Raw genomic sequence first — 19,400 nt, 5'->3', positions numbered from 1 at the left:
TGTAGGAGCTGCCGAAGGCTGCGATCTTTTGATCTTAAAAATAGCTTGCGAAAGGAGAACGATCGTTCTACTGTTCGCCACATGAACGAAATCAATGACACCTCGACCCGCGACATCATTCTGGATGTCACCGAAAAGTTGATCTACAAAAGTGGCATTGCGGCCACCGGCATGGATCTTCTGGTGAAAACCGCCGGCGTCTCCAGAAAAAGCATCTACCGCTACTTCGCCAACAAGGAGGAGCTGACCGTCGCCGCCCTGCAACGCCGCGACGTGCGCTGGATGCACTGGTACCGCAGCGCTGTCGATCAGGCCGAAACCCCGGCCGACCGCCTGCTGAACCTGTTTACCGTGCTCAAAAGCTGGTTCGCCTCGGAAGGCTTCCGCGGCTGCGCCTTCATCAATACCAGTGGCGAGACCGGTGACCCCGAAGATCCGGTGCGCCAGGTCGCCAAAGACCACAAACAGAAGCTGCTCGACTACCTGTGCGAGCTGTGTACCGAACATGGCGTCGAAGATCCGCAACGTCTGGCCAGGCAGTTGCTGATCCTGATTGACGGCGCCATTACCGTAGCGCTTGTGATGGGTGATCACAGTGCCGCTGATAATGCGCAATGCATGGCGCGTAAGTTATTGGACCTGTAACGCCTTAAATAAGCCTGAACCGTTGTTTAATCGTTTATTAGATCGGGAGACTGACAATGTCGACTGCTGCCCAAGTGCGTCCGCCTTTACCGCCGTTCAACCATGAATCGGCCATCGAAAAAGTTCGACTGGCCGAAGATGGCTGGAACTCCCGCGACCCCGAGAAGGTGTCGCTGGCCTACACACTCGACACGAAATGGCGCAACCGCGCCGAGTTCGCCAACAACCGTGAAGAAGCCAAGGCGTTCCTGACCCGTAAGTGGGCCAAGGAACTCGATTATCGCCTGATCAAGGAACTCTGGGCCTATTCGGATACGCGGATTGCCGTGCGCTACGCCTATGAATGGCGCGACGATTCGGGCAACTGGTTCCGTTCCTACGGCAATGAAAACTGGGAGTTCGATGAGCACGGCCTGATGTTCCAGCGCTATGCCTGCATCAACGACATGCCGATCAAGGAAAGCGAACGCAAGTTCCATTGGCCGCTGGGTCGGCGTCCGGATGATCATCCGGGGCTCTCCGATCTCGGTCTCTGAGTTCATGTAGATCGAAAATGTGGGAGCGAGCTTGCTCGCGAAGGCGTCGTGTCAGTCAATACTCAAGTAACTGACAAACCGCTTTCGCGAGCAAGCTCGCTCCTACACTGGTCTTGTAGTGGTCAGGCGACGGCGGCAGTCTTTTCAGCCTCCAGTTCCCGCACCAACGGCAACACACGCTTGCCGAAATACTCCACCTCCTCCTGAAAGTGCAGAAACCCCGCCAACACCAGATCCACCCCCACCGCTTTCAGCGCCACAATCCGCTCGGCAATCTGCTGTGGCGTGCCGATCAGGTTGGTCTTGAAGCCATCGTTGTATTGCACCAGATCCTCGAACGTCGATTTCGCCCAGTTGCCCTCACCTTCCGGCGACGCCTTGCCCGCCTGCTTCGCCGCGTCACCGAAAGCATTCACCGCTTCCGGGTCGGCCTGGTCGATGATCTGCGCCAGTACAGCGCGGGCCTCTTCTTCGGTGTCGCGGGCGATGACAAAAGCGTTGACGCCGATTTTCACCGAATGATTGTTTGCCGCCGCTTTGGCCCGGATGTCATCGACCTGCGCCTTGATCCCTTCGACGCTGTTGCCGTTGGTGAAATACCAGTCCGAAACCCGCGCCGCCATGTCCCTTGCCGCACGGGAACTGCCACCCTGGAAGATTTCCGGGCGGCCCAGCGGTTTCGGTTTGAGGGTGTAATTGTCGAAACGGTAGAAGTCGCCGCGAAAAGTGAAGTTGTCCTGGCTCCAGATCCCGCGCAGCGAGCGGATGAATTCCTCGGAACATCGACGGTCGCCAGTTGCTTGGCTGCCAGCGCCGGTTGCCAAGGCCCCGGCAGAATCGCCGCGATCACCTTGAGCCTGGTGGTAGCTGCCAGCAGCGCATGACTGAACGCCACCGATTCATGCTGGAACTCGGCACCGTAACCGGCGGTAAAGCGGATCTGCGTCAGGGCATACTCGAACCCCGCCGCTTCGGCGAGTTGCGCCAGTTTGCGGTTGTAGTCGATGCCCCAGTCGGTGCGCTGCTCGATCTTGCTGACCACCAGGCCGCCACTGACGTTCGGCACCCAGTAGGCGAATTTCACGGCTTGCTTGCTCATTGGCGTGTCCTCGGGATATTTGCGGAGATGTGGGGGATAGAGCAGCAAGCGTGCCAGGGTTGAAATGCCCGGTTTTGTTGGGCTTGGGGCTGATGGTGTTGCATTCTTGGAGGGTAATTTGTCGTCGAGGTGTTGGGTAGGCAACAGTTGAATAGCCTTTGCCTGTGCAGGCCGCGTCGCTGGCAAGCCAGCGATGCGGCCATACGGGTCGCCGCAACACTTGGAAATGAGTAACATGTCAGCCCTTCCCCGCAGCCCTTCTGCGCCCTGCCGAATAAGCCGATTCCATGCCTTTCGAACTCAGCGTTGACCTCACCACCCTGGCCGTTCTGGCCCTTGTCGCTTTCATTGCCGGTTTCATCGACGCCATCGCCGGCGGCGGTGGTCTGCTGACCACGCCCGCGCTGCTGACGGCCGGCCTGCCGCCACACCTGGTGTTGGGCACCAACAAACTCAGTTCGACTTTCGGCTCGGCCACCGCCAGCTTCACCTTCTACCGGCGCAAACTGTTCCATCCCCGGCAATGGATGCACGCGATCGTCGGTACCCTGGTCGGGGCGTTGACCGGCGCGATTGTTGCCCATTACCTGCCGGCGGAATGGCTGAACAAGATGCTGCCGGTGATCGTCTTCGCCTGCGGCCTGTATCTGTTGTTCGGCGGAACGCCAAAAGCGCCGCTGGACAGCGACGCACCCATCAAGAAGAAATGGCAATCGAGCCAAGGCTTCAGCCTCGGTTTCTACGACGGCGTGGCCGGCCCCGGCACGGGCGCGTTCTGGACCGTCAGCAGTCTGCTGCTCTACCCCATCGACCTGGTCAAGGCCAGCGGTGTAGCGCGCAGCATGAACTTCGTCAGCAACATTGCGGCGCTGTCGGTGTTCATGTTCTCCGGGCAAGTGGACTGGATCATCGGCCTGAGCATGGGCCTGTCGGTGATGGTCGGCGCATTCTTCGGGGCGCGCACCGCGATCAGCGGCGGCGCCAAGTTCATTCGTCCGGTGTTCATCACGTGGTGCTGGGGCTGACTGTGCGCCTAGCCTGGCAGCACTGGTTCAGCGTGGCCTAAACGGCGCGCCACGTAGACGTCGATCAGGTAACGGGCAATCGATTTTGACGCCGGCAACGGCGGCAAATCGTGCACGTTGAACCACTGGGCGTCTTCGATTTCGTCTTCCTGGCAAACGATCTCGCCACCGGCATATTCGGCATGGAACCCCAGCATCATCGAGTGCGGGAACGGCCAGCACTGACTGCCCATGTACTGGATGTTCTTCACCTCGATGCTGACTTCCTCGCGCACCTCGCGAATCAGACAATCCTCGGCCGACTCGCCTGGCTCGGCAAACCCGGCCAGCGTGCTGTAGACCCCGGTGACGAAACGCGGTGAGCGCGCCAGCAGGATCTCGTCACCACGGGTGACCAGCACGATCATGCTCGGCGAAATCCGCGGATAACTGCGCAGCTCACACGGCTGGCAATACATCGCCCGCTCCCTCGGCACCTGCATCATCGCTTGCCCACAGTTGCCGCAAAAGCGATGTTCGCGCGCCCAGGTGCCGATCTGCGCGGCATAACCCAACACCTTGTAGACGGTGTGATCGCCATCGAGCATGAACGCCCGCAGCCCCTTCCAGTTGCAGCCCGGCACTTCGCTGTGACTGTGCAGCTCCAGCAGATACACCGGCTCGCCATCAAGATGGCCGATGCCATGCTCGGCGAGGATCGACAAGTCCTGACGCTTGAGCCATTCCCGGGGGAACAGCGCGCCGTTGTCATCGAACAGAAAGCCTTCGGGGCTGCGCGCCACGGCCCAGCCGCCGGGTTGATCGGTGTCCAGTACTGCAGTGGTCCAGCGAGCTGTCATGGTTTCTCAATCCAGAAATTCGGGTTTCTGTTTACTCATATGGGCGGCCATGGCCACGCGCAAGTCGGTGGATTGCAACATGGCGGCGTTCCAGGTGGCAACGTATTCGAGACCGTCGTCAATGCGGTGGTCACGCATGTAGCTGATCATTTCCTTGGTGCCGGTGACCGCGATGGGCGATTTGCGGGCGATCTCGCGAGCAATGTCCATCACGCCTTCGAGCAGCAGTTCCTTGTCACTGTACACACGATTGACCAGGCCAATGCTTCGCGCTTCTTCGGCGCCAAAGGTGCGACCGGTATAAGCCAGTTCACGCAGCATGCCGTCGCCGATGATCCGTGGCAACCGTTGCAAAGTGCCAACATCGGCGGCCATGCCGATATCGATTTCCTTGATCGAGAACTGCGCATCTTCCGCAGCGTAACGCATGTCGCAGGCGGCGATCAGGTCGATGGCACCACCGAGGCAATAGCTTGAATCGCCGCCAGCACCGGTTTGCGGCAATTATCGACGGCGTTGAACGAGGCTTGCAGGGTCAGGATCTTGCGCCGCAGCAGACGCGCGTTACGGCCAACGTCCTTGCCCAGTTCATTGGCGACGCCAGCGAGCATCATCAGGTCGATGCCGGAGGAAAAGTGTTTGCCGTTGCCGCTGAGCACCACCACTCGCACTTCGTCGGTGTCATCGATCCACTGGAAAATCTCGACGATCTCGCTCCAGAACGCGGCGTTCATCGAGTTGATCTTTTCCGGACGATTGATCTGCACATGCGCGATGTTGTCGGCCAGTTCGACGCTGAAGGCGGTGTATTGAGTCATGGCAGTGATCCTTTACCGGGCAGAAAATGAGGCCCGAACTATAACAAGGCATCACGATGGCGGTTCGGCCAAATGCGGGACTGACTTCCACAAAGAATTTTGCCGCGCTCCAGTCCGTGTAGGAGCTGCCGCAGGCTGCGATCTTTTGACTTTGAAGATCATGCGGCAGCTCCTACAATGCTTTGTATCGATGCAAAAATGTGGGAGCCAGCCTGCTGGCGATGAGGCCGCCCCGATCTAACCGCCCTTCACCGCCACATACGCCGCCGTCTCATAAGGCACCGTCAGCACATGCCGCCCGCGCAACGCCGGCTCCGAGGCAATCAGCGCGCGAATCTGCTCATCGACCTTGTCCCGCTGCGCCTGCGGCAACGCGGCAATGAAACTGGTGGAGCGCACCCGATTGAAAATCACGTCCTCCGGCGAACCGGTATGTCCATGGTGGAACTGCTGCAAGTGCAACGGCCCGAACGCCGGATGCGGAAACACCTGACGCCATTGGCCGGTGTAGTAACGCGGCGTGTCCCCTTCCAGCGCGTTAACGATGGCATCGAGTTTCGGCACCCAACTGACTTGCGTGTCGCGCAGGTTCCAGATCAGGCCAAGCTTGCCGCCGGGCTTGAGCACCCGGGCGATTTCGCTCAAGGCCTCGGGCGTGGCGAACCAGTGAAACGCCTGCGCGCAGACCACTGCATCCACCGACGCATCCGGCGGTGGCAGATCGGTCGCCGTACCGCTCACCGCCAGCACCTGCGGCCAGGCGGCGGAAAGTTTTTCCAGCATCTGCGCCACCGGCTCCACGGCGATTACCTGTGCGTCAGTCGCCACCAGCCGGCCGGTGAACTTGCCGGTACCGGCACCCAGATCGATGACCGTCTTGTGACTGTCCAGACCCAAGGTCTGGGTCAACCACTGGCTGACCTGCGGCGGGTAGTCCGGGCGCCCTTTGATGTAGGTGTCGGCGGCAGTCTTGTAGCCGGCAGCAGCGGAGTGATGGACCTGATCGTTCATGGCAGTTCCTCGTATGGCAGCGCGGTGACATCGTCAGGCGCTGGATGGACGGCTGGCGTTCCTGAGCATAACGCCACAATTTGCGCTTACCTTGAACAGAGCCTGACAAAGCCATGAATAAAATGCCGTGCTGTGGTGTTCAAAGTGAAACATAACCCTCTGTGGAGCCTTGCCCATGACTATCCGTTCCGTTATGTTCGCCGCCCCGTTGCTGCTGGTGACCGCGTTGTCTGCGTCGATGGCGTTTGCCAACGGTGATGAAAGTGCGCCCGTGCAGAAACCCAATTGCCCCAAAGGCCAGGTCTGGGACAGCCAATCGCAGAAATGCGTGATGCAGACCAGCCGTGCCGTGCCGGATGCCGACCGTACCGATTACGCCTACAGGCTGGCCAAGGACGGTCGATACGAAGAAGCCCTGGCCCTGCTCGACACCCTCAAACAACCGAACACTGCCAAAGCCCTCAACTATCGCGGTTACGCCACGCGAAAACTCGGGCGTACCGATGAAGGCATCGGCTATTACCTGCAATCGGTGAAACTCGATCCGCAGTACGCGCAAGTGCGTGAATACCTCGGCGAAGCCTATGTAATCAAGGGCCGCGTCGACCTGGCGCAGGAACAGTTGCAGCAGATCAAATCGATTTGCGGAACCTCTTGCGAGGAATACCAGGACCTGGCTGAAGCCATCAACGATTCATCGAAAACCTGAAACAGATAAAGGAACGCCATCATCGTCAGCGATCAGGCATTCAGAGCAGAACTCGGACAGCATCTGGCGCGACTGTGGCGCTACGGCCTGCTGCTGTCGCGCAATCGGCACGTGGCCGAGGATCTGGTGCAGGCTACGTGCGTGCGGGCGCTGGAACGTGCCGGGCAATATGTGGCCGGCACGCGCATGGATCGCTGGTTGCTGAGCATCCTGCATTCGATCTGGCTCAATGAAGTGCGCGCCCGCCGGGTGCGTCAGGGGGCGGGCCAGGTCGATGCCGACGGGCAACTGGCCTTCGACGGCGAATACGCCGCACAAACCCACGTCATGGCGGCGCAGGTGATTCGCCGGGTCGATGCGTTGCCGGAAACCCAGCGCGAAACCGTGTACCTGGCTTACGTCGAAGGCCTGTCCTACCGCGAAGTCGCCGAGATCCTGCAAGTGCCGATCGGTACGGTGATGAGTCGTCTGGCCACCGCGCGGCTGAAACTGGCCGAATACCCGCCGCTGCAAGCCGTGCCGAAAACCACCGGAGGTGACCGCCCATGAACAAGCCCTCCGACGAACAACTGGTGGCCTACCTTGATGATGAGCTGGACCCGGCGTATCGCAAGCAGCTCGACAGCGCAATTGCCGACGACCCGTTGCTCAGCCTGCGCGTGCAATGGTTCGAGCGCAGCAGTCTGCCGTACAAGGATGCCTATGACGAACTGGCGCAACAGGCGCCGCTGGAGCGTTTGCAGGCGCGCCTCGATGCCATCCCCGCTCCCCAGCGGCCGGGCTTGAGTCGACGCTGGTTTATCGGTGCGGCTGCCGCGAGTCTGCTGGCGGGCGGCGTATTGGCCGATCGCCTGTTTCTCGCCTGGCAGTCACAGCAGGCGCATAACTGGCGCGCTTGGTGGGCGACTATATGGCGCTGTATGTGCCGCAGACGCTTGATCATTTGCCGGGCGACGAAGCCAGCCAGCGCGTGCAACTGCGTGCGGTGGATGCACGATTGGGGCTGAGTCTGTCGCCGGCACTGGTGAGGTTGCCGGGCGCGGAACTCAAACGTGCACAAATGCTCGAGTACGACGGCGTACCGATTGCGCAACTGACCTATCTGGACGCCCGGCACGGGCCGCTGGCCTTGTGCGTGACCCGCTCCAATAGCGGCAGCCGGCCACTGGCGCACGAACGGCGCCATGAAATGAACGTGGTGTACTGGACCGAAGGCGAGCATGCGTGGATGTTGATCGGGCGCAACCCGGCGCCGGAACTGGAAGATCTGGCCAGGCGCCTGATCGAACGGTTGAGCGCATGAGTGCCGCTGCCATTATGCTGAGCGCGTGATTATCCAAGGAGGAACCACCGATGCAGATTTCACCCCGCAGCGCCCTGCTGGTCATTGACGTGCAGAACGACTTCACCCCGGGCGGCCAGTTGGCCGTACCCGAGGGCGATCTGATCGTGCCGCTGATCAATCGCCTCAGCGGCCTGTTCAAACAAGTGATCATTGCCCAGGACTGGCACCCGAGCGGCCACGCCTCGTTTGCCTCGAGTCACCCCGGGCGCAAGCCTTACGATGTGATCCAGTTGCCCTACGGCGAGCAGGTCCTCTGGCCGGATCACTGCGTGCAAGGCACCGTCGGCGCCCAATTTCACTGCGAGCTGAAGCTGCCCCACGCGCAACTGATCATCCGCAAGGGCTGCAACCCGGACATCGACAGCTATTCGGCGTTTGTCGAGGCGGACCGGCGCACCACCACCGGTCTGGCCGGATACCTGAAAGAACGCGGTATCGACACGGTGTACATGGTCGGTCTGGCGCTGGATTTCTGTGTGATGTTCTCGGCGCTGGACGCGCGGGCGGCGGGGTTCAATACGTTTGTGGTGCTGGATGCCTGTCGCGCGATTGATATGGAGGGCTCACTGGCGACGGCCATGGAGCGGATGCAGACGGCCGGCGTTGGCCTGATCCAGTCAAACCAACTCATCTGACCCTGTAGGAGCTGCGGCACGCTGCGATCTTTTGATTCTGATTTCAAGAACAAGATCAAAAGATCGCAGCCTCGTTTCACTCGACAGCTCCTACAGTGGGTTGATGCTCAGCTTGCAGTGGGCAACCACAGCCTGAACCGCGCCCCACCCAGCGGCGAACTTTCTACCGTCAGCGTTCCGCCCTGCGCCTCCAGCGCCCGGCGGCTGATGGCCAGGCCCAGACCAAAACCACCGGTAGCGCGGTCGCGGCTGCGATCCAGGCGATAGAACGGTTCGAAAATCCGCTCGCGCTCGTCATCCGGGATACCAATCCCATCATCGTCGACCCAGATCCCGCAGCCATCAGGGCTGACCTGCACGCCAATCTGGATACGCTTCTCGCAATAGCGCATGGCATTGCGCAGCAGGTTCTGGATCGCTCGGGCGGTCAGACGCGGATCCAGCGAAAAGCGTTCGAGCTGACCATGCAGCAGCACATCAATGACGATGTCCGGTGATTCCAGCTCTTCATCGACGCTGCCCAGAATGCTGTCGATGAACTCATCCAGCGAAACCTCAACCTGTTCCGGTAATTGCGCCGGATTCTGCAGGCGGCTGTAAGACAACAGTTCCAGCACCAACTCATCCAGTTCGCGGATGTGCGCCACCAGCCCTTGCAGGCGCTCGCGACTGGTCGCCGGCAAATCATCGGACAGCGCCAGGGCCAGACCGAAATCCAGACGGGTCAGCGGCGTGCGCAATTCGTGAGACACCGCATTGAGCAGGTCGCGCTGCTGGTTGAGCAAATCCTCGATATCGCCGGCCATGGTGTCGAAGACATTGGCCAGGCTGCCGATGTTGGAGCTGGCGGGAATCTGCGTACGCTCGCTCAGGTGGCCTTTACCGAAGCGCTCGGCGGCACCCTTGAGACGCTCCAGATCACGCCAGTGCGGACGAATCCACAACAGCAGGCAAGCGAGCATGGTCGCGCCGATCAGCACGTTGATGCTCCAGTACAACAAATTGACGTCCAGCGGATCCGGCGGCACCACCATTTGCACCGCGACATCGTCGTTCAGCGGGGTCACCGCCAACGTGCGCCAGCCCCAATCGCCTATACGCACCACGTTTTCCCCACGGCGCAAACGCGCCTGCTCGGGGGCGGTGAAACCGGCGTCGTCGATGCGCGCCAGAACGATGTGCAGCGGCTGAAAGTCCTTGTCCATCGACTGCGCCAGCGCCGGCCATTGATCCTGCGGCACCGCGTGAAACTGGCGGGTAATCAGCGATTGCAGGCCCCGCGAATAGTCGAGGTTATAAGTGATAAAGCGCTCGCGGAACGCCATGATCACCAGATCCGGCACCAGATAGATTGCCGCGCTGTAGGAGACGATCGTCACCAGATACAGGCGAAACAGGATTCTGAACATCAGCTCAGCATTCCCATTCGGAACGGCTGAACAGATACCCCTTGCCCCACACGGTCTTGATCTTGCGCGCCTCGCCGGCGTGGTCGTCGAATTTGCGCCGCAGCTTGGAAATCGCCACGTCCACCGAACGATCGGTGCCGTTGAACTCGATGCCGCGCAGACGTTGCAGGATCTGATCGCGGCTCAGCACTTCACCGGCATGCCGGGCCAGCACCACCAGCAAATTGTATTCGCCGCTGGACAGCTCCACCGGTTGATCGCGCCAGGAAACCGTGCGTTCGGACAGGTCGATGCACAGATTGCCCATGACGATCCGGTCATTGACCGTCATCGGCTCACCAAGGCTGCTGCGGCGCAGCAAAGTACGCACCCGGGCCAGCAGAACCCGTGGCTCGCAGGGCTTGGTGACGTAATCGTCGGCGCCCATTTCCAGGCCCAGCACCTGATCGTGGCTGTCGTCGCGGGCGGTCAGCATAAGGATCGGCAGCGTCGCCGAATCGGCCCGCAGCAGACGGCAGACTTGCAGGCCGTCAAGCCCCGGCAGCATCAGGTCGAGAATGACCAGATCCGGCGGATTGATCCGTGCCCGTTCACGCACATGGTCGCCACGCCCGATCACGCTGACGGAATAGCCGTTGCGCTCCAGGTAGCTGGAAATCAGTTCGGCGAGGGCGGTGTCGTCTTCGACCAGGAGGATGTTGGGCATGGGGGTGTTCCAGATATTGCTGTGGTGGATGTCAGACCCTCTTCGCGAGCAGGCTCGCGCCCACATCGATTTTGCGTCGTTCACAAAACCTGTGTGGGGGCGAGCCTGCTCGCGAAAGCGGTCCAACCGTCACAAAAGAATTCAAGGCGTAAAGGATATACGCCTCACCCGTCCCTGAGTAAAACCCTTACACAATTTCACACAGCGCCTACAAAGCTTCACCGCTACCCTCGGCGTCTGGCCTTAGGATGCGGGCTTCAATATTGGGGGTGGTACATGTCGAAAAAACTTCTGGCCGGGCTCGGCCTGATCGCTGTTGCGTCGTTGCTGAGCGCCTGTGATTCATCTTCGAAGGCCGAAGAAGAAGCGCCGCCGGCCACCGTGCGCATCGAAACCATCGAAACCCGCCCCCTGTCGATCAGCAGTGAACTGAGCGGGCGCATCGCCGCACCGCGCATCGCCGAAGTGCGGGCTCGGGTGGCTGGCGTGGTCCTGCAACGCACGTTCCGCGAAGGCAGCGACGTGAAAAAGGGCGACGTGCTGTTCCGCATCGACCCGGCACCGTTCAAGGCTGATCTGGACAGCGCCGAAGCCGCGCTGCGCAAGGCCGAGGCCAACGCCTTTCAGGCAAAGTTGCAAGAGCAGCGCTACGCGCAGTTGATCGACGACAAGGCCATCAGCGCTCAGGACTACGACAACGCCCGCGCCAATGCCCGGCAAACCGCCGCCGATGTGGCCGCCAATAAAGCCGCAGTAGAGCGTGCGAAGCTGAGCCTCGGCTACGCCACCGTCACCGCGCCGATTTCCGGCCGTGTCGGCCGTGCGCTGGTCACCGAAGGCGCGCTGGTCGGGCAGAACGAAACCACGCCACTGGCGCTGATCCAGCAGCTCAATCCGATCTACGCCGACCTTACCCAGTCGACCCGTGAACTCAACGAACTGCGCCGCGCATTCCGTTCCGGGCAGTTGCAGGCAGTCGGTCAGGATCAGGTCAAGGCCACACTGATTCAGGATGACGGCAGTCTCTATCCGTTACCGGGCAAGTTGCTGTTCAGCGACATCACGGTCGACCCGGGCACTGGCCAGATCATCCTGCGCAGCGAGTTCCCCAATCCCGATCTCGACCTGTTGCCGGGCAGTTTCATCCGCGTACGCCTGCAACAAGCGACCGTGCAGAACGGCATCACCGTACCGCAACGTGCGGTGCAGCGTGACAGCGCAGGTATCGCTCAGGTACTGACTGTCGACCAGCAGATGCGCGTGGCGCAGCAACCGGTGCAACTGGGCGCAGTGCAAAACGACCGCTGGATCGTCACCGGCGGCCTCAAGCCCGGCGACCGTATTGTCATCGAAGGCCTGCAACACGCCCGTCCCGGCGAAAAAGTGCAGATCGACGACACCCCTCTTCCCCTTGCCCAGACTTCTGGTCAGTAAGCAGGACGCTCTTCTATGCCGCAGTTCTTTATTGACCGCCCGGTGTTCGCCTGGGTTGTCGCCCTGTTCATCCTGTTGGCCGGTGCGCTGGCCATCCCGCAATTGCCGGTGGCGCAGTACCCCGACGTCGCGCCGCCACAAATCGAAATCTATGCGGTGTACCCCGGTGCCTCGGCGCAAACCGTCGATGAAAGCGTGGTCAGCCTGATCGAAGAAGAGCTCAACGGCGCCGATCACCTGCTGTACTTCGAATCGCAGAGTAGCCTCGGCAGCGCGACGATCAAGGCCACCTTCCAGCCGGGCACCAACCCGGAACTGGCGCAGGTTGATGTGCAGAACCGCCTCAAAGTGGTCGAATCGCGCCTGCCGCAGGCGGTCAATCAGCAAGGCCTGCAGGTGGAGAAAGTCTCCGCCGGCTTCCTGCTGCTGATCACCCTGACCTCCAGCGACGGCAAACTCGATGACGTAGCGCTCAGCGATTACCTGGCGCGCAACGTGATGAACGAAATCAAACGCATCGACGGCGTCGGCAAGGCCCAACTGTACGGCGCTGAACGCGCGATGCGGATCTGGATCGATCCGCAGAAGCTGATCGGTTTCAACCTGACCCCGGCCGACGTCAACGCCGCCATCGTCGCGCAGAACGCCCAGGTTTCGGCGGGCAGCATCGGCGATTTACCCAATCCGTCTACGCAGGAAATCACCGCGACCATTCTGGTCAAGGGTCAGTTGTCGACGCCGGAAGAATTCGCCGACATCGTGCTCAAGGCCAACCCCGATGGTTCTACCGTACGCATCAGCGATGTGGCGCGGGTCGAGATCGGCAGTCAGGAATACCAGTTCGGCACGCGCCTGAACGGCAAGCCGTCCACCGCCGTTGGCGTGCAACTGGCGCCGGGGGCCAATGCGCTGGCGACCGCCACGTTGATCCGGGCGAAGATGGACGAGTTGTCGCGCTACTTCCCGGCGGGCGTCGAATACAAGATTCCGTACGACACCTCGCCGTTCGTCAAAGTCTCGATCACCAAAGTGGTCTACACCCTCGGCGAGGCGATGCTGCTGGTGTTCGCGGTGATGTTCCTGTTCCTGCAGAACATCCGCTATACGCTAATCCCGACGCTGGTGGTGCCGGTGGCGCTGATGGGCACCTTCGCGACCATGCTCGCGCTGGGTTTCTCGATCAACGTGCTGACCATGTTCGGCATGGTGCTGGCCATCGGCATTCTGGTGGACGACGCCATCGTGGTGGTGGAGAACGTTGAACGGATCATGGCCACCGAAGGCCTGTCGCCGAAAGAGGCGACGCGCAAGGCGATGACCCAGATCACCGGAGCGATCATCGGCATCACGCTGGTGCTGGTGGCGGTGTTCATTCCGATGGCATTTATGCAGGGTTCGGTGGGCGTGATTTACCGGCAGTTCTCGCTGTCGATGGCGACGTCGATCCTGTTCTCGGCATTCCTGGCCCTGACGCTGACGCCTGCCTTGTGCGCCACGCTGCTCAAGCCGATTGCCAAGGGCGAGCATCATGAAAAGAGCGGTTTCTTCGGTTGGTTCAATCGCCGCTTCGAGCAACTGACCGATCGCTATCAAGGCTGGGTCGGTTACGCGCTGAAGCGCAGCGGACGTTATCTGTTGATCTATGGCGTGCTGCTGATCGGCATGGGGTTGTGCTTCGCGCGGCTGCCCTCCTCGTTTCTGCCGGTCGAGGATCAGGGTTACACCATCACCGATATTCAGCTGCCGCCGGGCGCGAGCAAGAACCGTACGGTGCAGGTGGTCGAGCAGATCGAGGCGCACAACGCCAGTGAACCGGGGGTGGGGGACAGCACGGTGATTCTCGGCTTCAGCTTCTCCGGTAGCGGGCAGAATGCGGCACTGGCGTTCACCACCCTGAAAGACTGGTCAGAACGCGGCAGCGACGATTCGGCTACTTCCATTGCTGACCGCGCCAACATCGCCCTGAGCCAGATCAAGGACGCCATCGCGTTTGCGGTGTTGCCGCCACCGGTTGACGGTCTCGGTACTTCCAGCGGCTTCGAATTCCGTCTGCAGGATCGCGGCGGTCTCGGTCACGCGACGTTGATGCAGGCGCGTACCGAATTGCTCGCCGCCGCCGAGAAAAAGCCCGATCCTGATGAACGTGCGCGAAAGCGCGCTGGCCGAAGCGCCGCAGGTGCAACTGGAAGTGGACCGCAAGCAGGCCAACGCGCTGGGTGTGTCGTTCGCCGACATCGGCAACGTGCTGTCCACCGCCGTGGGTTCTTCGTACATCAACGACTTCCCCAATCAGGGGCGCATGCAGCGGGTGGTGGTCCAGGCCGAAGGCGATCAGCGCAGTCAGGTCGATGATCTGCTGAAAATGCACGTGCGCAATAACGCCGGGCACATGGTGCCGCTGTCGGCGTTCGTCCAGGCGAAATGGACCCAAGGCCCGGCGCAACTGACCCGTTACAACGGTTACCCGGCGATTGCGATTTCTGGCGAACCGTCGCCGGGGCACAGTACCGGTGAAGCGATGGCAGAGATTGAACGACTGGTCGCCCAAGGGCCGAAAGGCCTGGGTCAGGAATGGACCGGGCTGTCGCTGCAGGAACGTTTGTCCGGCAGTCAGGCGCCGATCCTGCTCGGCCTGTCGCTGCTGATCGTGTTCCTGTGCCTGGCGGCGTTGTATGAGAGCTGGTCGATTCCGACTTCCGTGCTGCTGGTGGTGCCGCTCGGTGTGCTTGGCGCAGTGCTGGCGGTGACTTTGCGCGGGATGCCCAACGACGTGTTCTTCAAGGTCGGCCTGATCACCATCATCGGCCTGTCGGCGAAGAACGCGATCCTGATCATCGAGTTTGCCAAGAGCCTGTACGACGAAGGTCACGATCTGATTGACGCCACGTTGCAAGCGGCGCGTCTGCGGTTACGGCCGATTGTCATGACGTCGCTGGCGTTCATTCTGGGCGTGGTGCCGTTGGCGATTGCCACGGGCGCGAGTTCGGCGAGTCAGCAAGCGATTGGTACCGGAGTAATTGGCGGGATGATCACCGCGACTTTGGCGGTGATCTTTGTGCCGGTGTTTTTTGTGGTTGTGGTGAAAGCCGTAACCCGATGGGCCGGAAAAAAATGATGCTTCACTATAAGACGGTCGGCTTTTACACCTGTCAACATTGACAGGTTCGCCGATGGCCTGAGGCGTTCAGGCTAGCTCCTGTCACGTTTCACTTCGCGGTTTGACTTGAATCAAGAGCTGCTCATGTCGAATGTCAAGGGCAATGCAGATGGCAACCGCTGATGTCGATGGTCTGAAGCCGCCAGTGAAGGGAAGCTACGGATTCGAGTTTGGTCAGGGCAGTGTTCGTGGAAAGACTCGCCGTTGGTATCGACCCTTTTTACCGAGCGATTCGAGGGACAGTCACTTTTTTCAAGCTCCCTGCTGTCGGCTCAGACAAGGGGCAGATTGAAGCCGAATTCGAGTTCCAGGGGCAGAACGGGGATCCTCTTCCGGAAATCGTGACGGTCTCCAAAGGCAAGCTTCATATCCAAAACCGATGCTTTTATGCGCCAGTCCATCTGAAACGAAAAAAACCTTGAACCTCTGTCAAAGCTGACAAAGGTTCAAGGTTTTTTTTGTTCGCCCTCCTGCCACCTGCCAGAACCCATACCCATGCTATGGTTTGCTCGACACCGTCAACACAGAGCCTCCCATGCGCTTCCTCGCCCGCACCCACCCTCGCCTCTCTGCCGCCGCCTTGTTAGGCCTTGCCGCAGGCCTCCTGGCCCCAGCGGAATCCGTCATCAGCAAAATCCTCATCGGCTGGAACGCCGGGGTCTGGACTTACCTGATCCTGATGCTTTGGCTGACCATCCGCGCCAAAGCGCCGGACGTCAAACGTATTGCCGAAGTCGAGGATGAAAATGCCGGGCTGGTGCTGTTTGTCGTCTGCATCGCGGCGTTGGCGAGCCTGGCGACCATTACCGTCGAGCTGGCTGGCAGCAAGGATCTGGAAACCACCCGTAAACTCCTGCACTACGGTTTTACCACGCTGACGGTCATCGGCTCGTGGCTGCTGATCGGGGTGATTTTCTGCGTTCACTATGCCCGGCTGTTTTACACCTGGGACGGCAAGGAGCCGGCGCTGCGATTTGCCGAAGGTCTGACGACGCCCAACTACTGGGACTTTCTGTACTTCTCGTTCACCATCGGCGTGGCTGTGCAGACGGCGGATGTCGGCGTGGCAACGCGTGAGATTCGAAAGATCGTGCTGGCACAGTCGCTGATCGGTTTCGTATTCAATACGGCGATTCTGGGTTTCTCGATCAACATCGCCGCCGGATTGTTCGGCTGAGCGCAAAAAAACGCCCCGACATCTCTGCACGGGGCGTTGTTGTTTCAGCGCATCAGAAGAAATAACTGACTCGCAGGCTGCCACTCCAGTCCTGGTTGACAGTATTGCCCTTGCTGCCGCCAACCTGGCCCGAAACCTGCCAGTTGCGTTGTGCCGGCGTCCACTTCAGACCCGCTCCATATTCAACCCCGCTGCTGGCGCGATCATCATCGAAGCTGTCGTCGTTGATCTTGATCCGGTTGGCTTTGACGAACTCATGGTTGGCACCCAAAGACAGGCTCGGCTCCAACAGACTGCCGTTTTCAAGCGCAATGACTCGCCCCCCCCCTTACACCGACATTGCCCTGAAGCGAACGCATGGTGTCGGCTTCGACTTCAAGACCGTTGTCCAACCGATAGCTGTCGCTCTGGGTCACACCGGTCGATACCCGGACCTGCGGCTCGACAAACCAGTTGTCCTTCAGGCGAATATGCTTGCCGACCGCCACCGAACCGCTGGCGCCCAGAGCCTTGTAATCGCCCTTAGCCCGCGTGCCATCGCTCATGGTGACCTTGGCCTTGTTGTCGAACTGATTGACCTTGGCCATGACGTTGACGAACACGCCGCTTTCAACATCGTAGGTGCTGCCGTAGACGCCGACGTTCAGACTGTCGACCGTCGCGCTGGAGCCGTATTTGAGATCCATGTTGGTACGGCTGGAACCTACAAAACCACCGATCACCCAAGGGCGACCGCCGATGTCCACGGTGGTATCGGCACCACCAGTGACGCCGTTCTGGTTCTGGGTGTAGCCGTCGCCGTAGGCATTTTTGACGTTGTACTGGTTGCCATAAGTGCGTACCCAGACGCTGTTGCTCAGCTTGGTGGTATCACTGTCACTCGCCGCGCGAAGCGCAGCATCGGGGCGGATACTCAGACCACGATCGCCGATCTGGTCGCTAAGCATGTTCATTTCGGCGTTCAGCACGCTGCGGGCACTGCCGGCCAAAGCCAGCGCGGTGTTGGCCGAGGTGCTGACAGTTTCCTTGTCCGGGGTGAGGTACAAGCCCTGCCCCTCCTGCTTCAATCGGTAAACGAATGTGCCGGCATCCACTGTGTCCTTGTTGGCCAGCGCAAAAGCAGCAGTGCCGGCGGCAATGTTGCCGACTTGCACCGGTTCTGCAGTAACCGGCGTCGTGCCCGTGGCAGAAACCAGCAATTGATGCTGACCGCTTGCGGTGCCGGTCACGTTCAGGAAGTCGGTACTGCCTGTTCCCAGGTCGGTGCCCATCACGAAGGTGCCGTTACCTGTGAGATTGCCGACGTTCAGTCGCTGAAATTGCTCGTTGGTGCCCATTTGCACGACACCATTGTTCATGCCCAGTTGCTGCACGGTGCTGTCGTCGGTCATGACCCATCGCGCAGCATTGTTGATGGTCAGGTTAGCCGAGTTATTGATCTGGCCGGTGAGTACCGAACTGTTATCCAGCAGCACACTGCCGTTGGCATCGCTGGTGACGTTACCGGTCAGCGTGCTGCCATTGTTCAGCGACAGGCTGGCGACATTGTCGACGTTACCGTTGATGGCTGAGCCATTGTCCAGGCTGACAGTGGCCGCGGTTCCCGCCACGGCTTCTACGTTGCCGTTCAAGGTAGCGCCGGTGTCGAACCGGGACCGGGTGACATTCTGCAGATTGCCGTTGAGCGTGGCGCCGTTCTGCATCAGCAGTGCAACCGTACTGCCGGTCTCGGCATTCACATCACCTGCCAGGGTACTGCCATCGACATTGAAGTTGGCGGTGGAGCGGTTGATCGCCTTCAAAACCGAGCCATCGCCGCCGATCAGTTCAGAGTTGCCACTGACATTGATGTTGGCGACAGTCCCGGCCCTGGCGGAGGAACCCAGCACGATAGCTGACCCGGTTCCACCGTTCACGCGAGTATTGTCGAGCGTCACGGTACTGGCGTTGACGCCTTCCGAGTCAGTCACGATTTGCAACCCGTCCTTCGCGCCAGTGATCGTGCTGCCCGTCGCTGAAAGTGTTGCGCCGCCCAATTGCACGCCGTAACTGGTAGCGCCCGTGCCGACGACAGTGGAGTCTGTAAGGTTCAGCACGGCAAAACCTACCGCGTTTACACCGCCAGTCACGCCGGTGATGACACTGTTACCCGAAACGGTGGCGGAGGAAGAGGCTGGCGTGTTGATGTTTCGTCCCAGCAGAAGCCCGAAACTGTTGGTACTGGTAATCGTCGAGTTGTTGATCGTTGCATTGCTGTTGAGCAGTTGAATGGCTCCCCGGCCCGCCGCGCTATTGACCGTGGCGCCGGTCATATTCAACGAGGAGGTGTTGGCATCGATACGCCGGCTCTGGCCACCGTTGAAAACGACATTGGCATTTTGTGAAGCGATGGTCAGCGCTGTCGCGTTGTTGACGGTCAACGTTCCCCCCTGGGACACCACCCAGGCTTCCGGTGCAGGTGGATTGGTGACCACTTCACTTTCGCCCGGCAACAGGGTTCGGCTGTAGGCCTCGGGAGAGGCGATCAACGCCGCTGCCATCATCAGTCTGATAGTGTTCGAGTGTTTTGGAAGGAAAAAAATGGACATGGGTACTCCTCAAAACCTGCACGATTACAGAAACTGTTTTTTTGGCAGTGTTGAAAGCTCCCACCCAAAAAACGTCCGACAGCCTAATGAGAAAACCGAATGTTTAATGTAGGAATAGTCCTTATATGAGTGACGATTTGTCCTTCAGAAGTGAAGACATTCAGGATATTTCCCTCCTTGATATCGGTAGAAATCGCGAGAGAGACCGTCAGATCCCTCTCGCGGTGCAAACAACCTCCACTCTGTTAATCAACACAGCGTTAAGCA

At 60.1% G+C, this 19,400-nt stretch carries 14 protein-coding genes and 5 pseudogenes; 11 read left to right on the top strand and 8 right to left on the bottom strand.

Going from position 1 to position 19,400, the window contains the following annotated elements:
• Positions 1–81 precede the first annotated feature (81 nt).
• Together HT737_RS01085 and HT737_RS01080 are read left to right on the top strand one after the other, a co-directional pair.
• Complete coding sequence (locus HT737_RS01085) at positions 82–645, top strand: TetR/AcrR family transcriptional regulator (protein WP_041063753.1); 564 nt, start codon at positions 82–84, stop codon at positions 643–645.
• A 56-nt stretch (positions 646–701) separates the two neighbouring features.
• Positions 702–1,181 (top strand): nuclear transport factor 2 family protein, encoded by a 480-nt coding sequence (locus HT737_RS01080; protein ID WP_047294316.1) that lies wholly within the window; start codon positions 702–704, stop codon positions 1,179–1,181.
• 122 nt (positions 1,182–1,303) lie between these two features.
• Here the strand turns inward: HT737_RS01080 and HT737_RS01075 are convergent.
• Positions 1,304–2,280 (bottom strand): annotated as a pseudogene (locus HT737_RS01075) (LLM class flavin-dependent oxidoreductase).
• Between the two features lie 287 nt (positions 2,281–2,567).
• Here HT737_RS01075 and HT737_RS01070 point away from each other — a divergent pair.
• Positions 2,568–3,346, top strand: a pseudogene (locus HT737_RS01070) (TSUP family transporter).
• On the opposite strand, the gene nudC reads toward HT737_RS01070, so the two are convergent.
• From nudC to HT737_RS01055, 3 genes and pseudogenes are all read right to left on the bottom strand, one after another.
• Positions 3,314–4,144 (bottom strand): NAD(+) diphosphatase, encoded by an 831-nt coding sequence (nudC, locus tag HT737_RS01065; protein WP_041063748.1) that lies wholly within the window; start codon positions 4,142–4,144, stop codon positions 3,314–3,316. The pseudogene HT737_RS01070 and the gene nudC sit on opposite strands and share 33 nt — an antisense overlap.
• Positions 4,145–4,150: 6 nt before the next feature.
• Positions 4,151–4,962: pseudogene (locus tag HT737_RS01060) on the bottom strand (crotonase/enoyl-CoA hydratase family protein).
• A gap of 237 nt (positions 4,963–5,199) precedes the next feature.
• Positions 5,200–5,973 carry a class I SAM-dependent methyltransferase gene (locus HT737_RS01055; RefSeq protein WP_182401042.1) on the bottom strand — a complete coding sequence of 258 codons (774 nt, stop codon included), beginning with the start codon at positions 5,971–5,973 and terminating at the stop codon, positions 5,200–5,202.
• A 175-nt stretch (positions 5,974–6,148) separates the two neighbouring features.
• Here HT737_RS01055 and HT737_RS01050 point away from each other — a divergent pair, with 175 nt between their 5' ends.
• The 4 genes and pseudogenes from HT737_RS01050 (at position 6,149) to pncA (ending at position 8,662) form a co-directional block, all read left to right on the top strand.
• Entirely contained in the window at positions 6,149–6,682 is a 534-nt protein-coding gene (locus HT737_RS01050; RefSeq protein WP_047294307.1) for a tetratricopeptide repeat protein, read from the top strand.
• A gap of 90 nt (positions 6,683–6,772) precedes the next feature.
• Positions 6,773–7,231, top strand: coding sequence for a sigma-70 family RNA polymerase sigma factor (locus HT737_RS01045; RefSeq protein WP_230679381.1), 459 nt, complete (start codon positions 6,773–6,775; stop codon positions 7,229–7,231).
• A pseudogene (locus HT737_RS01040) lies at positions 7,228–7,985 on the top strand (transcriptional regulator). Before HT737_RS01045 ends, HT737_RS01040 begins: the two are co-directional and overlap by 4 nt.
• A 50-nt stretch (positions 7,986–8,035) precedes the next feature.
• Positions 8,036–8,662 carry a bifunctional nicotinamidase/pyrazinamidase gene (gene pncA / locus HT737_RS01035; protein WP_121185359.1) on the top strand — a complete coding sequence of 209 codons (627 nt, stop codon included), beginning with the start codon at positions 8,036–8,038 and terminating at the stop codon, positions 8,660–8,662.
• 107 nt (positions 8,663–8,769) lie between these two features.
• Here the strand turns inward: pncA and HT737_RS01030 are convergent, their stop codons facing one another.
• Together HT737_RS01030 and HT737_RS01025 are read right to left on the bottom strand one after the other, a co-directional pair.
• Positions 8,770–10,071 carry an ATP-binding protein gene (locus HT737_RS01030; RefSeq protein ID WP_121185357.1) on the bottom strand — a complete coding sequence of 434 codons (1,302 nt, stop codon included), beginning with the start codon at positions 10,069–10,071 and terminating at the stop codon, positions 8,770–8,772.
• Between the two features lie 4 nt (positions 10,072–10,075).
• Positions 10,076–10,777 (bottom strand): response regulator transcription factor, encoded by a 702-nt coding sequence (locus tag HT737_RS01025; RefSeq protein ID WP_007963407.1) that lies wholly within the window; start codon positions 10,775–10,777, stop codon positions 10,076–10,078.
• Between the two features lie 276 nt (positions 10,778–11,053).
• Between HT737_RS01025 and HT737_RS01020 the strand changes: the two genes are divergently transcribed.
• From HT737_RS01020 to HT737_RS01005, 4 genes and pseudogenes are all read left to right on the top strand, one after another.
• Entirely contained in the window at positions 11,054–12,211 is a 1,158-nt protein-coding gene (locus HT737_RS01020; RefSeq protein WP_121185355.1) for an efflux RND transporter periplasmic adaptor subunit, read from the top strand.
• A gap of 15 nt (positions 12,212–12,226) precedes the next feature.
• A pseudogene (locus tag HT737_RS01015) lies at positions 12,227–15,326 on the top strand (multidrug efflux RND transporter permease subunit).
• A gap of 230 nt (positions 15,327–15,556) precedes the next feature.
• Positions 15,557–15,790 carry a hypothetical protein gene (locus HT737_RS01010; RefSeq protein WP_182401040.1) on the top strand — a complete coding sequence of 78 codons (234 nt, stop codon included), beginning with the start codon at positions 15,557–15,559 and terminating at the stop codon, positions 15,788–15,790.
• A 113-nt stretch (positions 15,791–15,903) separates the two neighbouring features.
• Positions 15,904–16,545 carry a DUF1345 domain-containing protein gene (locus tag HT737_RS01005; protein ID WP_047294296.1) on the top strand — a complete coding sequence of 214 codons (642 nt, stop codon included), beginning with the start codon at positions 15,904–15,906 and terminating at the stop codon, positions 16,543–16,545.
• Positions 16,546–16,597: 52 nt separating this feature from the next.
• On the opposite strand, the gene HT737_RS31590 is transcribed toward HT737_RS01005, so the two are convergent.
• Positions 16,598–16,816, bottom strand: coding sequence for an autotransporter outer membrane beta-barrel domain-containing protein (locus HT737_RS31590; RefSeq protein ID WP_306287128.1), 219 nt, complete (start codon positions 16,814–16,816; stop codon positions 16,598–16,600).
• A gap of 31 nt (positions 16,817–16,847) precedes the next feature.
• Positions 16,848–19,133, bottom strand: coding sequence for an autotransporter outer membrane beta-barrel domain-containing protein (locus HT737_RS01000; protein ID WP_306287127.1), 2,286 nt, complete (start codon positions 19,131–19,133; stop codon positions 16,848–16,850).
• Positions 19,134–19,400: the final 267 nt, after the last annotated feature.

This window comes from Pseudomonas sp. MD195_PC81_125, from assembly GCF_014060985.1.
GTDB classification, from domain to species: domain Bacteria; phylum Pseudomonadota; class Gammaproteobacteria; order Pseudomonadales; family Pseudomonadaceae; genus Aquipseudomonas; species Aquipseudomonas parakoreensis.
This window is presented reverse-complemented; position numbering and strand designations above follow the sequence as displayed.